Annotated in this window: 17 protein-coding genes; 6 read left to right on the forward strand and 11 right to left on the reverse strand. The window is 72.8% G+C overall.

The window, feature by feature from the left end; translation table 11 throughout:
• From HUN58_RS08490 to HUN58_RS08520, 7 genes are all read right to left on the reverse strand, one after another.
• Positions 1–803: IS30 family transposase (locus tag HUN58_RS08490; RefSeq protein ID WP_217488590.1), on the reverse strand; the 803-nt coding region annotated here is incomplete at its 3' end.
• A 196-nt stretch (positions 804–999) separates the two neighbouring features.
• Positions 1,000–2,847 (reverse strand): ABC-F family ATP-binding cassette domain-containing protein, encoded by a 1,848-nt coding sequence (locus HUN58_RS08495; RefSeq protein WP_114850156.1) that lies wholly within the window; start codon positions 2,845–2,847, stop codon positions 1,000–1,002.
• A gap of 165 nt (positions 2,848–3,012) precedes the next feature.
• Positions 3,013–3,411, reverse strand: a complete 399-nt coding sequence (locus tag HUN58_RS08500) for a PLD nuclease N-terminal domain-containing protein (RefSeq protein WP_058740572.1) — start codon at positions 3,409–3,411, stop codon at positions 3,013–3,015.
• Positions 3,412–3,507: 96 nt separating this feature from the next.
• Positions 3,508–3,984 (reverse strand): molybdenum cofactor biosynthesis protein MoaE, encoded by a 477-nt coding sequence (locus tag HUN58_RS20465; RefSeq protein WP_180225657.1) that lies wholly within the window; start codon positions 3,982–3,984, stop codon positions 3,508–3,510.
• Complete coding sequence (locus HUN58_RS20470) at positions 3,981–4,493, reverse strand: molybdopterin-binding protein (protein ID WP_114850158.1); 513 nt, start codon at positions 4,491–4,493, stop codon at positions 3,981–3,983. Before HUN58_RS20470 ends, HUN58_RS20465 begins: the two co-directional genes overlap by 4 nt.
• A complete protein-coding gene (gene moaC, locus HUN58_RS08515; RefSeq protein WP_058740575.1) occupies positions 4,490–4,978 on the reverse strand; it encodes a cyclic pyranopterin monophosphate synthase MoaC in 489 nt (162 codons plus the stop codon). Before moaC ends, HUN58_RS20470 begins: the two co-directional genes overlap by 4 nt.
• Positions 4,975–6,237: a molybdopterin molybdotransferase MoeA gene (locus tag HUN58_RS08520; RefSeq protein ID WP_254631651.1), complete on the reverse strand. Its 1,263-nt coding sequence runs from the start codon at positions 6,235–6,237 to the stop codon at positions 4,975–4,977. Before HUN58_RS08520 ends, moaC begins: the two co-directional genes overlap by 4 nt.
• 115 nt (positions 6,238–6,352) lie before the next feature.
• Between HUN58_RS08520 and HUN58_RS08525 the strand changes: the two genes are divergently transcribed.
• From HUN58_RS08525 to HUN58_RS08550, 6 genes are all read left to right on the forward strand, one after another.
• Positions 6,353–7,225 carry an MTAP family purine nucleoside phosphorylase gene (locus HUN58_RS08525; protein WP_254631652.1) on the forward strand — a complete coding sequence of 291 codons (873 nt, stop codon included), beginning with the start codon at positions 6,353–6,355 and terminating at the stop codon, positions 7,223–7,225.
• Positions 7,222–8,292, forward strand: a complete 1,071-nt coding sequence (locus HUN58_RS08530) for an NAD(P)-dependent oxidoreductase (RefSeq protein ID WP_058740577.1) — start codon at positions 7,222–7,224, stop codon at positions 8,290–8,292. The genes HUN58_RS08525 and HUN58_RS08530 overlap by 4 nt, the downstream gene beginning before the upstream one ends.
• Before the next feature lie 299 nt (positions 8,293–8,591).
• Positions 8,592–9,494 (forward strand): glycosyltransferase family 2 protein, encoded by a 903-nt coding sequence (locus tag HUN58_RS08535; RefSeq protein WP_306669574.1) that lies wholly within the window; start codon positions 8,592–8,594, stop codon positions 9,492–9,494.
• Complete coding sequence (locus tag HUN58_RS08540; RefSeq protein ID WP_058740578.1) at positions 9,491–10,138, forward strand: DUF2064 domain-containing protein; 648 nt, start codon at positions 9,491–9,493, stop codon at positions 10,136–10,138. The genes HUN58_RS08535 and HUN58_RS08540 overlap by 4 nt, the downstream gene beginning before the upstream one ends.
• A gap of 2 nt (positions 10,139–10,140) precedes the next feature.
• A complete protein-coding gene (locus HUN58_RS08545) occupies positions 10,141–10,797 on the forward strand; it encodes a methyltransferase domain-containing protein (RefSeq protein ID WP_229666965.1) in 657 nt (218 codons plus the stop codon).
• Between the two features lie 159 nt (positions 10,798–10,956).
• Positions 10,957–11,202 carry a hypothetical protein gene (locus tag HUN58_RS08550; protein WP_114850161.1) on the forward strand — a complete coding sequence of 82 codons (246 nt, stop codon included), beginning with the start codon at positions 10,957–10,959 and terminating at the stop codon, positions 11,200–11,202.
• 99 nt (positions 11,203–11,301) lie between these two features.
• Here HUN58_RS08550 and HUN58_RS08555 read toward each other — a convergent pair whose 3' ends face one another.
• The 4 genes from HUN58_RS08555 to HUN58_RS08570 form a co-directional block, all read right to left on the reverse strand.
• Positions 11,302–11,661 (reverse strand): contact-dependent growth inhibition system immunity protein, encoded by a 360-nt coding sequence (locus HUN58_RS08555; protein ID WP_167510004.1) that lies wholly within the window; start codon positions 11,659–11,661, stop codon positions 11,302–11,304.
• 44 nt (positions 11,662–11,705) lie between these two features.
• Positions 11,706–12,299: a contact-dependent growth inhibition system immunity protein gene (locus tag HUN58_RS08560; protein WP_180225660.1), complete on the reverse strand. Its 594-nt coding sequence runs from the start codon at positions 12,297–12,299 to the stop codon at positions 11,706–11,708.
• 550 nt (positions 12,300–12,849) lie between these two features.
• Entirely contained in the window at positions 12,850–13,173 is a 324-nt protein-coding gene (locus HUN58_RS08565; protein ID WP_180225661.1) for a hypothetical protein, read from the reverse strand.
• On the reverse strand, positions 13,170–13,379 hold the full coding sequence (locus tag HUN58_RS08570; protein WP_229666966.1) for an RNase A-like domain-containing protein: 210 nt from the start codon (positions 13,377–13,379) through the stop codon (positions 13,170–13,172). Before HUN58_RS08570 ends, HUN58_RS08565 begins: the two co-directional genes overlap by 4 nt.
• Positions 13,380–13,435: the final 56 nt, after the last annotated feature.

The raw sequence follows: 13,435 nt of genomic DNA on the forward strand, positions 1-13,435 counted from the left end.
CGCAGGGGCGGACGTGGATGCGGCAGCGTGAACCGGGTCGAGCGTTCCACGAGGGTGCCGATCTGGGAACCGTTGTCCTTCCCGATGATCAGATCCCCTTCCCAATGCCCCGGGACAGCGCGGTCTTCGATCTCCGCGGGCCGTTCGGAGATCGTGATCATCTCCCGGATCCGGTTCACCGACCGAGCATCGCTCCCGACTCGCTGCCGGGGTTTTCGCAGTGTCCTGCCGGTCCGCAGCCGAGCTTGCACGTCTCGTTTCAGGGTGCCGCGAGCCTGAACGTAGATCGACCGGTAGATCGCTTCGTGGCTCACTCGCATCCGTTCATCCGCCGGGAACTCTCGCACCAGTTTCCGGCTGATCTGCATCGGGGACCACTTCCGGTCCAGCCCGTCTTGGACCCAGCCGCGCAGGATCGGGTCCAGGACCAGCTTCGAGGGCTCGGGACGAGCACGCCGCACCTCGGTGCGGTGTTGCGCGATACGAGCGTCGTAGGGACGGCCACCGGAACGGCCCCGCTGGATCTCACGCGAGATCGTCGACGGAGCCCGCCCCAGCATCTTCGCGATTGCACGAATCGACGTTCCCTGCCGCAATGCGGCAGTGATCATCATCCATTCCCACGGCGACAAGACCCGTGAGGAAACATCCCGCAGCAGATACGCCGGCACCATGCCCCCACGCTGCCGCATCCACGTCCGCCCCTGCGACTGACCGGCCCCGATCAACTCTGCAGCGATCACCGTCGACGCACCCGACCGGATCGCCGACCAGAACACCTGCTGCTGCTCGCGAAGAAACACCCCACGCCACCACCTCGAACTCAAGGTGTTGCAACCACCCCCTAAAACCGCCCGCGACGACCCGACGTCGTCTTCTCCACCGACGGACAGACAGCACCGACGGACAGACAACACCGACGGACGGACAGACAACACCGACGGACGGATGGACAACACCGACGGACGACCCGGTAGCGCCGACCGGACCCCGGCACCCCTACACCCCGAGCGCCTCGGCGACCTCGAGCCAGCGCTCCTCCAGCTGCTCGACCTCGGCCTCGAGCGCGCCGAGCTGCGTCTGCAGCGCCCCGAGTCCCGCGTAGTCGGACTGGTCGTGCGCAGCGAACGCGTCGAGCAGCTTCTGCCGGTCCTGCCCCGCCTTCGCGATCTTGCGGTCGAGCGCCGACATCTCCTTCTCGGCAGCGCGCCGGTCCGCACCGGACAGGCCGGGCGCAGCAGGGGCACCGGACGCGACCGCCCCGGGACCGGACCCGCCCGCCGGGGCCGTGTCGGGCCTCCCGGCTGATGCGGCGGCAGCCGCCGACGCCGTCTGCGGGACCGATCCTGACGCGCGTAACCGCATGTACTCGTCGACGCCGCCCGGCAGGTGCCGGAGGTGCCCGCCGAGCACCGCGTACTGCTGGTCGGTGACGCGCTCGAGCAGGTACCGGTCGTGCGACACGACGAGCAGGGTGCCCGGCCAGGTGTCGAGCAGGTCCTCCATCGCGGCGAGCATGTCGGTGTCGAGGTCGTTCGTGGGCTCGTCGAGGATGAGCACGTTCGGCTCGTCGAGCAGGATGAGCATGAGCTGCAGCCGCCGCTTCTGCCCGCCACTGAGATCGCGAACCGGCGTGGAGAGCTGCTCCGACGTGAAGCCGAGGCGCTCGAGCAGCTGCGACGGCGTCATCTCCTTGCCGTCCGCGACGTAGCTCGTCTTCTTGCGGGCGACGACCTCGCGCACCCGGTCGTCGGCGAACTGCGCGAGGTCCGCGAGCTGCTGGTCGAGCACCGCGACCTGCACGGTCTTGCCGGTCTTCACCCGGCCGACGGTGGGCTGGAGCGCGCCCGACACCAGGTTCAGCAGCGTCGACTTGCCCGCGCCGTTCGGCCCGAGGATGCCGGTCCGCTCCCCCGGCGCGATCCGCCACTCGACGTCGCGCAGGATCACGTCGTCACCGAACGAGACGCCGACGTCGAGCAGGTCGACGACGTCCTTGCCGAGCCGCGCGGTCGCCGTCTGCGCCAGGGCGACGGTGTCGCGGATGGGCGGGACGTCGTCGATGAGCGCGTTCGCCGCGTCGATGCGGAACTTCGGCTTGCTCGTGCGGGCCGGGGCCCCGCGGCGGAGCCAGGCGAGCTCCTTCCGGGCGAGGTTCTGCCGGCGCTGCTCGGACGCGGCGGCCTGCCGGTCGCGCTCGACGCGCTGCAGGATGTACGCGGCGTAACCGCCCTCGAAGGGCTCGACGACGCCGTCGTGCACCTCCCACGTGTCGGTGGACACCGCGTCGAGGAACCACCGGTCGTGCGTCACGACCACGAGCCCGCCCTGGTTCGACGACCAGCGCCGGTTGATGTGGTCGGCGAGCCACTGGATGCCCTCGACGTCGAGGTGGTTCGTCGGCTCGTCGAGGAACAGCACGTCCCAGTCGCCCACCAGGAGCTTCGCGAGGGCGATCCGTCGACGCTGGCCTCCGGAGAGGTCGTCGACGACGGCCTCCCACGGGATGTCCGACACGAGACCGCCGATGACGTCGCGGATCTTCGGGTCGCCCGCCCACTCGTGCTCCGCGAGGTCACCGACCACGGTCGCGCCGACCGTGGCTCCGGCCGGGAGCACGTCGCGCTGGTCGAGGTAGCCGATCGTCAGCCCGCGGCGGTGCGTGACGCGGCCGGCGTCGGGCTCCAGACGCTGGGCGAGCAGCGCGAGCAGCGTCGACTTGCCGTCGCCGTTCCGGCCGACGACGCCGATGCGGTCGCCCTCGTCGAGGCCGAGGGTGACGCTGTCGAAGACGACACGGGTGGGGAACTCGAGATGCACGTTCTCGGCGCCGAGGAGATGAGCCACCCGACAAGGGTAGGTGGCGCGGGTGACGAGTCGAACCAGGGATGCGACGTCGAACCAACCGCGGTGGCTGGTTCGACGTCGGGAACGTGGTTCGACACATGGCTGCGCGCGGGCGTGCGCGCGCAGACGCGGGGCGCTGTCGCGCCGTCGGCCTGGAGGCGCGGGTCAGCTCCCCGGGGTCGGCTCGCCCTCGCCGGCTGCCTCCTTGGCACGGCGCAGTCGCGCCTGGGCCTCCCAGTACTCGATCTCCCGCTCGAGCGCGGCGAGCTCCTGCTCCGTGCCGGTCACGCGCGCATCCCCGTGGGCGGCGCGGGCGTGCCCGAGGCTCGCGTACTGGTCCTCGTGACGGTTCGGCTCGAGGTACCGGCCGTGGTTCCGGTCGTTCGCGCTCCAGTCGTGGCCGACGGCGAACCACACGATGCTGCCGACGACGGGCAGGAAGACGCAGATCAGGATCCACGCGAACTTGGGCAGACCGCGGACCTGGTCCTCGCCCCGCGTGATGATGTCGATCAGGGCGAACACGAGCAGGACGACCCCGGCTCCGTACAGCAGCACGCTCATGTCTCGGGAGTCTATGGACCAGCCGAGTGCCCGACCACGCCCAGGACGGGTGCCGCGATCACGATCCCGCGTCGATCTCCTGCGGGGCCGTACAGGTCAGAGTGCGGCCACCCACTCGTCGCTGCCGTCGGTGAACCGCTGGTGCTTCCAGATCGGCGTCCGCTCCTTGACCAGGTCGACGAGGGCGCCGCAGGCGGTGAAGGCCACCCCGCGGTGCGGTGAGGCCACGGCGGCGGCGAGCGCCACGTCCCCGATGCCGAGGGCGCCGACGCGGTGCAGCACGGCGATGCGGACCTCGGGGTGCTCGTCGGCGATCGTGCGGGCGACCTCGGCGATGACCTCGGCCGCGCTCGGGTGCCGCTCGTAGTCGAGCGCGGTGACGCCCTTGCCGCCGTCGTGGTCGCGGACGATCCCGGCGAAGGTCACCACGGCGCCGTCCTGGTCGGTCGCGACGGCCGCGGAGACCTCGTCCACGGTGACGACTCGGTCGACGACGTCGGCGAGGACGACGCGGTCTGCGGAGGTCCCGGCGCCCCGGTCGGCGGCCTGCCCGCCGGGCTGCTCGGCGCTCACGACGCGCTCCGTCGTGCGTGTCCTTCGCCGTGCAGCTGGGCGAGCACGTGGTCGAGCACCCCGTCGAGCACCGCGAGTCCGTCGGCGACCCCGCCGCGCGATCCGGGCAGCGTGACGACCAGGGAACGGCCACCGGCGATCCCAGCGACACCCCGGGTCAGGAGCGCCGTCGGGCCGGCGCCGGCGAGCCCGCGGCGACGGATCTCCTCGGTGATGCCGGGCAGCTCGAGGTCGACGAGGGGCGCCACGGCCTCGGGCGTGCGGTCGGTCGGTGTGACGCCCGTGCCGCCGGTCGTGACGACGAGCCGGGCATCGGCGAGCAGCTCCGCGGACACCGTCTCGGCGATCGGGCCGCCGTCCGGCACGATCGTCGGCTCGGCCACGGTGAAGCCGCGCTCGCGCAGCCATCCCGCGATGACCGGTCCGGTGCGGTCGAGGGCGGAGTCCGTCGCGGCGGAGGTCGAGACGACGACCACGCCGGCGCGCCCCCTGGTCGGTTCGGTGGTCATCGGTTGCTCCAGTCGCCGGAGCGTCCGCCGCGCTTCTCGAGCACCCGCACCTCCGTGATCACGGCCGCGCGGTCGACGGCCTTCACCATGTCGTACACGGTCAGCGCAGCGACGCTCGCCCCCGTCAGCGCTTCCATCTCGACGCCGGTGCGCGAGGTCGTGCGCACGGACACCTCGATCCGGACGCGGTCCCCGTCGCCCGTGATGTCGACCTGCACCCCGGCGATCGGCAGGGGGTGGCAGAGGGGCACGAGGTCCGAGGTCTTCTTGACGGCCATGATCGCGGCGATCCGGGCGGTGCCGATGACCTCGCCCTTCGGCAGCGACCCGTCGAGGATCCGGTCGACGACGTCCGCGCGCGTCACGAGGGTCGCGGTCGCCGTCGCCGAGCGGTCGGTGACGTCCTTCTCGGAGACGTCCACCATGTGCGCGGAGCCGTCGGCCCGGACGTGGGAGAGGTCGGGCTGGTCGGGCGCAGTGGTCATCGCAGGCTCCAGACGGTCAGGGGGTCGCCCGGCGCGACGGTGTCGGTGCCGACCGGGACGTGGACGAGGTGGGTGGCCGCGGCGAGGTGCCCGAGCAGGTGCGAGCTCGGCCCGCCGACGAACCAGACCCGGCCGTCCTGCACCCGGCCGCGACGGACCTGGTGCTTCGTCGGGGGCGAGGTCGTGCCCTCCGCAGCGGGGAGTTCGGCGGCGGCACGGTCGGGCGTACCGACGAGTGGGGCGAGCACCGGGCGGAGGAACAGCTCGAACGACACGAGCGCCGACACCGGGTTCCCCGGGAACGCCACGACCGGGACCGCACGTCCGCCGAGCTCGACCGTGCCGAGCGCCTGGGGGCCGCCGGGCTGCACGGCGACCGGGGTGACGGCGAGGCCGAGCGGCTCGAGGGCCTGTCGCACGACCTCGTACGCACCCGCGCTGATCCCGCCGGTGGTGAGCACGAGGTCGGCGCCGCCCACCCCGGGGTCGCCGATCGCGTCGCCGAGGGCGTCGACGAAGCGGTCCGGGTCGTCGCGCAGGCGGACCGTGCGGGACCGGGCGCCGACCTCGGCCAGGGCGGCCTGCAGCGCGACGCCGTTCGCGTCCCCGATCGTCGCAGCGGCATCGGCACCCGCGTCGACATCGGCGTCCGTCGTGTCGTCCCGCAGCTCGCTGCCCGTCGACACGACGAGCACACGCAGGGGCCGCACGACGTCCACGGCGTCGATGCCCGCCGCGGCGAGCGCCCCGAGCAGGGCCGGCGTCACCGGGGCACCCGCGGGGGCGAGCTCGGCACCGGCGGCGACGTCGCTCCCGACGGTCCGGACGAACGTGCCCACCGTGGTGTCGACCGGGACCGTGAGCACGTCGAGCGCCATGGCCGCCGGGAAGGCCCCCGGCGGGACGGCTTCGACCGGGACGACCGCGTCCGCGCCGTCCGGGATGCGTGCCCCGGTCATCACCGGCGCGGCGGTGCCCGGGTCGAGCGGCGCGGGGACGATGCCCGCCGGGATCGGGTCGACGACGCGCACCACTGCACCGGCGTCGGCGACCCGGACCGCGAAGCCGTCCATCTGGCTGTTGTCGAAGGTCGGCAGCGGCACCGGCGCGTGCACGGCCACGGCGAGCACGCGGTACCCGTGCCCGGCGTCCGACGCGGTCGCGAGCGACGCCAGCGACCGTCGCTCCGACCCGAGGCCGCCGAGGACCGGCGCGAGCAGTGCCGCGACCGCCTGGCGGTGCTGACCGATCGTTCGCACGCGTGCCTCCGAACTCGTGTGGGCCCGAGCACTCGGCTGCTGCCGGTGGGCCGTCGATAGCGTATCCAGGGCGCACCGCGCGCCGAGGACATCGCCAGGACCTATGGAGGACGACGTGAGCACGACCGCACCTGTGGACGGAACGACCGCACGCATCGGGGTGATCGGGGGCTCCGGCCTGTACCGGCTCTTCGAGGAGGGCACGGCCGACGAGCTCTTCGTCGAGACCCCGTTCGGCGCGACGTCCAGCCCGATCACCGTCGGCACGATGTCGGGCAAGCGCGTGGCGTTCCTCACCCGGCACGGCCGCGAGCACTCGGTCGCCCCGCACCTGATCAACCACCGCGCGAACCTGTGGGCGCTGCGCTCGCTCGGCGTCCGCGCGATCGTGTCCTCGAACGCGGTCGGTGGCCTGCACCCGGACTACGCGCCCGGCACCTTCGTCGTGACGGACCAGCTCATCGACCGCACCTGGGGCCGCGCCGACACCTTCTTCGAGGACCAGGTGCAGCACCTGTCCTTCGCCGACCCGTTCGACCCCGTGCTCCGGCGTGCGGCGATCGACGCGGTGTCCGCCCTCGACGTGCCGTTCCGGCCGACCGGTACCTGCGTCGTGATCCAGGGGCCGCGCTTCTCGACCCGCGCGGAGTCCGTCTGGCTGCGCGAGGCCGGCGGCCACACGATCAACATGACCATGACCCCCGAGGTCCCGCTCGCCGCCGAGCTCGGCATCGGCACCGTGAACCTGTCGTTCGTCACCGACGCCGACGCCGGCCTGGCAGCGGACGAGACGGCCGGCGGGCCCGCAGCAGACACGGAGGCCCCCGTCACGCACGCCGCGGTCATGGAGCGCCTGGCCCGGGCGAACGAGGTGATCGTCCGCGCCATCGGCGACATCGTCGGTGCGCTGCCGGACGACTACACCCCGCGCGAGCTCGTCCCCGCCGCCGCCAGCGCCAGCGTCCTGTCCCGCGGGAGCGAGCGGTGACCCGCCTGCTCGTCACCGGCGGCGCGGGCTTCATCGGCTCCGCGATCGTCCGCCGTGCCCTCGCCGAGGGGTACGAGGTCCGCGTGCTCGACTCCCTGCGCGACGACGTGCACGGCGACCCCGCCGAGGTCGTCCGCGCCCACGAACAGCAGGGCACCGCGTTCGTGCACGGCGACGTCCGCGACCGGGCCGCCCTCGAGGCCGCGCTCGACGGCGTCGACGTCGTCTGCCACCAGGCCGCCAAGGTCGGGCTCGGCGTCGACTTCCAGGACGCCCCCGACTACGTCTCCTCGAACGACGCCGGGACCGCGCACGTCCTGGCCGGCATGGACCGCCACGGCATCGGGCGGCTCGTCGTCGCGAGCTCGATGGTCGTCTACGGCGAGGGCGCGTACGAGACCGCCGACGGTGAGCCGACCCGCCCGCCGGCGCGACGCCGCGAGGACCTGGACGCCGGACGGTTCGACCCGATCGGCCCGGACGGACGCCCACTCGTCCCCGGCCTGATCGACGAGTCGGCGGCGCTCGACCCGCGGAACGTCTACGCGCAGACGAAGGTCGCGCAGGAGCACCTGGCCTCGAGCTGGGCCCGCGCCACCGGTGGGACCGCGATCGCCCTGCGGTACCACAACGTCTACGGCCCCGGCATGCCCTCGAACACCCCGTACGCCGGCGTCGCGTCCCTGTTCCGGTCGGCGCTCGCCCGGGGCGAGGCACCCCGCGTCTTCGAGGACGGCCGCCAGCGACGGGACTTCGTGCACGTGGACGACGTCGCCGGGGCGAACGCGGCCTCGATCGCCGCGACCGCCGACCTGCCCGCCGAGACGTTCCGCGCGTACAACGTCGGCTCCGGCGTCGTGCACACGATCGGCGACATGGCGTCCGCGATCGCGGGGCCGGACGGCCCGCAGCCGGTCGTCACCGGCGAGTACCGGCTCGGCGACGTCCGGCACGTGACGGCGTCCTCGGAGCGCATCCGTGCCGAGCTCGGCTGGCACGCGCAGGTCGACTTCGAGCAGGGCATGCGCGACTTCGCGACCGCCCCGCTCCGCGCCGCCGTCCGCTGACCCGCACCGGGCCGCGACCCGAGACTCGGCCCAGCGGACGAGACCCGGGTCGCGGACCACGAGTCTCGTCCGCCACACCACGACTCGGCACCGCCGCGCGCCGCCAGCCCAACCCAGCCCGCGCCGCCCCGCCGCGCCCCGCCCGGCCACCTGCCCGGCGCGACGCGCGCGCCGGGCGGGAGCCGCGCCTCCTGGCCGTCCCCCGAACGCGTGCCGGGACAGCCGCAACACGCGCCCCGCCACGCCCGGGGGACACGAATCCTGTACCCCGCGACGTTGCATCGTGTTACGTCGAGGGCATGCACCCCGAGCCGACCGACGCCCCCGACCCCGCCGAGGACGCGACGCGCGCGGCGGACGCCCCGACCCGTCGATCCGGCGTCCCGCACCGAATGGGCGGCATGGACGTCGACGTGATCCTGCCCTGCCTGGACGAGGCCGACGCGCTCCCGCGCGTGATCGGCGCGCTGCCCCCGGGCTACCGGGCGATCGTCGTCGACAACGGCTCGACGGACGGCTCCGCCGACGTCGCCCGCGCGCACGGCGCGACCGTCGTCACCGAACCGGTCAAGGGATTCGGCTCCGCGTGCGCCGCCGGCGTCGCCGCCGCGACCGCCGAGTACGTCGCCTTCTGCGACGCGGACGCCTCGATGGACCCCGGCGAGCTGCCCGCGCTCGTCGCCCGCGTCGCGGACGGCCGCACCGACCTCGCCCTCGGCCGACGCGTCCCCACCACGCGTGGCGCGTGGGCACCGCACGCCCGGTTCGCGAACCGGGTGCTCGCCGTCCTGATGCGCCGCACGACCGGGTACCGCCTCCGCGACCTCGGCCCGATGCGCGTCATGCGCCGCGCCGACCTGGTCGCGCTCGACCTGCAGGACCGCCGCAGCGGCTACCCGCTCGAGATGGTCCTGGCCGCACACGCGGCCGGCTGGCGCGTCGACGAGTCCGACATCGGCTACGCGCAGCGCGTGGGCGACAGCAAGGTCACCGGCACGCTGCGGGGCACCGTCAACGCGGTCCGCGACATGTCGCGCCTGCTGCGCGAGTACAGCCGGGAGGCACGTCCCCGGACCGTCGCACCCGGTCCCCTCCGGCGGACGGCCGGGTCCACGGCCCCCACTGCTCCCGCCAGCACATCCGCCAGCACCACCGCCACCGCCACCGCCACCGCCACCGCCACCGAGGGAGCACGCTCATGACCGACGTCACCGTGGTCGTCGTGGCCAAGGAGTGCCTGCCCGGCAAGGTGAAGACCCGGCTGACGCCGGCCCTGACGCCCGAGGGCGCCGCGCGCGTCGCCGCGGCCTCGCTCGCCGACACGATCGCGACGGTGCGTGCGCTGCCCGCCGCGCGTCGGGTGCTGCTCTACGACGGCATCGTGCTGCCGGAAGGCACCGACGACTTCGAGGTCCTGCCGCAGGTCGGCGGCGGCCTGGACGAGCGACTCGGGGCGATGTTCGACGCGATGAGCGGTCCGACGCTCCTGGTCGGGATGGACACCCCGCAGGTCTCGGCGGCGGACCTGTCCCCCGTGTTCGACGACCCCGACCGGGACGCGTGGTTCGGTCCGGCCGAGGACGGCGGCTTCTGGTCGCTGTACCTGCGCGATCCGGACGGGGCCCTGCTCCGCGGTGTGCCGATGTCGCAGGACGACACCGGGGCCGTGCAGCGCTCGCGACTCGCCGACGCGGGGCTCGACGTGGGCCTGCTCGAGACCCTGCTCGACGTGGACACCGTGCCGGACGCCGACCGCGTCGCCGCGCTCGTGCCCGACTCCCGGTTCGCCGCGGCCCTGCGCGACGAGACCCTGACCGAACTCGCCGAGTGCGGAGGTACCCGATGACGATGCACGACACCGTGACCTTCGGGGCCGGCGGCGGCGAGCCGTACGCCCGGGCCCTGCGCACCGACGGCAGCATCCGGCTCACGGACCCCGAGCGCCCGGACGTCACCGTCACGATGGACGTCGGCCGCTGGAACGCCGCCGCCGACCGGGTGGACCGGTCGCTGCTCGACGGTGCGGACGGCCCCGTGATCGACATCGGCTGCGGCCCCGGGCGGATGCTCGTCGCCGCACGGACCCTGGGCATCCCGGCGCTCGGCGTCGACGTCTCGGCCGAGGCCGTCGCGATCGCCCGACGCTCCGGCGGCACCGCGGTGCAGGGCTCGGTCTTCGACCCGATCCCGAGCGAGGGGCGCTGGGACACCGCACTCGTCATCGACGGGAACATCGGCATCGGCGGGGACCCCGTCGCCCTGCTCGCCCGCTGTGCCGCGATCGTGCGCGACGGCGGCCGGGTGGTCGTCGAAGCGCACGCGGACCCGGCCGCTGACCGCGCGTTCACGGCGCACGTGGTGGACACGGACGGGAACCGCAGCGCGGCCTTCCCGTGGGCCGAGGTCGGCATCGAGGCGCTCCTCGAGCACGCGGAGGCCGCCGGGCTGCGGCCGCGCCAGAGCTGGACCGCCGAGGGCCGGACGTTCTGCGAGCTCGTCGCCTGATCCCTGATCTTGCGTCGTGTTGTCTTGCGTCGTGTTGTCTTGCGTCGTGTTGTCTTGCATCGTGCAACACACGGGCGTAGGGTCTGGGTACCAGCCGACGGCGTCGTGACCGTCGGACCTGGCGGCGCACGAGCCTCGGCACGACGACGAGGAGCACCCGTGCAGAACCGACAGAACCCCCTCGGCGGCGCGTACGTCTCCGGTCTCGAGACCCGCGACGAGCTCGGCGCCTACGCGGTCGAGGCCGCCTGGCGTCCGATCGGCAGCTACACCGGCACCGGAGCCGGCCGCACGCTCGGCCGCTTCGTGGACGTGCAGTCCCGACGCCCGGGCACCGCGACGAGCTCGAACCGGACCGTCACCGGCTCGCTGCGCACGGCCACGGGGTCCTTCCGCACCGCCTGAGTGCGAAGCGGACCCTTCCCGCTCCGCAGCCCGCGGGAGGGGTCAGCCCGGTGCGGGATCAACACGCTGCTGGGGAGTGCGCCGAGCTCTCGCAGGCGCTCAGGCGTCACGGGCATCGATGAGCCCTCGCACGTGTCGCCGCAGGTCCCCGAGCCACTGCACCGGGGTCCGCCCGGTGTCGAGCGACGGGTCGAGGCCGGTGCCGATCGTGTCGAGCAGCCGCTCGATCGCGTCGTCGGTCGGGTACTCGGCGGCGATGGCGCCGAGTTCGGCGTCGATCTCCTCGAGCTCGCCGCGGTTCATCCGTCCGAACGCGTCATCGTAGAGGCGCTCCGCCGTCTCGTACTCGTCGCGCCAGTCGACGGTGCAGTACGCACCCATCAGGGTCCAGGAGTGTGGGTACTGCTTCGTCAGCGATTCGAGGTCCACGAGGTCTACTGGGCTCACGTCGTCGGGCACGAGGTGTCGACCTCGGAGGAGGGGAACGGGCGAGCCACTCCCGGTCAGGCGGCGAGCTCCTGCTCGATGCGGTCTGCCACCTTCCGCAGCCAAGCGCGGTCGTCCAGCCCGTCGTCCTCGGGCACGTAGTTGCAGTCCAGTTCGACCAGCCGCCCGCCGAGCGCCGCCGCGTCGGGCAGCGCCTCGTCGAGGTCACGCACGTTGGTCAACAGCGCGCGCTGCTCGTCGGGTGAGCTGATCGCCAGGAAGTGCTCCAGCGCGTCCGGTCCCCCGTACGGTGCGTCGGCCCAGTCTTGGTGGAAGTAGGCACCGACGAAGTCGTCGAACGCGGGGAAGTTCGTCGCCGTGATGCTGGCCGGCGCCGGGTACGCTGTCAGGATCGTGTAGCCCGACGGCCGGTCCGGCGCCGCGGTCAGGACCACGCGCACGGCATCGAGGTCATGGATCGTGCCGAACGGCATCCCACGCCCCGTGACACCGCCTGGGACCGCGAAGACCCGGAGCGGCTTGGGGCAGTCGTCGGCGACCCATGCGCGGATGCGCAGGTGGTTGGCATCGAGGGCGTCCGCGACGATCCGGTCGGCCTCGTCGGTCCCGCCGGTGAACACCGAGGTCCCGGTCCTGACGCTGTGCGGCACGATGTGCTCCTTCTTCGTGGTGGAGTGGTGTGGGTCTTCGTCGCTGCCGGGATCAGCCGTCTGCGGGCAAGGAGGCATGGGCATGGATGCCGACGTCCGGAGCGAGGTGAGGTCGGTCCCCGAGGACGCCCGTCGAGTGCGTTCCAGACGCTCGACGAGCGTGTCCAGCCAGCGTTTCGGCGACAGCCCCAGGTTGCGTTCGGGCGACAGCCCGGTTCCGACGTACCGCAGGAACTTCCGCACTGCGTGATCACCGGACAGTTCCTTCTGCAGGACCTTGGCCTGCTCGGCCCAGTCATTGCGAGCGTCGGCGGTGAGACCGTCGAACGCGTCGGCGTACGCCGCTTCGACGTCGGCATGGTCGAGCTCCCAGTCGTGGTCGAGGTGTGTCTCCTGTCATGTGTGCGCAACGCTCTCCGCTCGCGACTGCCCCGCTCGTTGACGCAGTCGTCGCTCCCCGTCATCCCATCTCCCCGATCGGGTACGACGTCAGAGCGACGACGGAGGAACAACGGATGCACCGCGCGGCGAAGTCCGGGGCCGTCATGGCTCACTTCGACTGCTGGATCCTACGGACCAGGGACCGCGGCCAGTCAGCGAGCGGCACCCCGAGGTGCAGACTGGGTGCGAGCCCGGATCCGACGAGGTTCAGGAACTCCTGGACTTCGGTCGCAGACGTCAGCTTCCGCGCGAGAACCTGCGCCTCACGCTCGTACTCGGCTCGTGCTTCGGCACCGAGATCGTCGCACACCGACGCGTAGGCGGCCTCAGCGTCCTCGTGATCCAGGTCCCAGTCGTAGTTGAACACGGCTCCGAGGAGATTCCGGACGTGCGGGACCTCTGCGATGAGTGCCCGTCGCTCGACGTCGTTCACTTCTCCACCGTCGCCTTCGGATAGCTGGTGATGACCCGGTACGGCGGCTCGCCGCCCGGGGTCCAGCGAAGCACGACGCGAACCACGGTGTCGTCGTTCATCGGCGGGACCCGACCTGGTTCGTATCCGCGGCCCACGACGCGATCCGCCGGCCAGTCGAATCCTTCGGTCGATGTCGGCTTGCCCGTTCCCTGGTCCGAGCGCAACCACTCCTGGATTGCACCGTGGTTGAAGTCCAGGTTGTTCGCGACCAGCCGGTCGA

The sequence above is a fragment of the Curtobacterium sp. Csp1 genome, assembly GCF_013347185.1.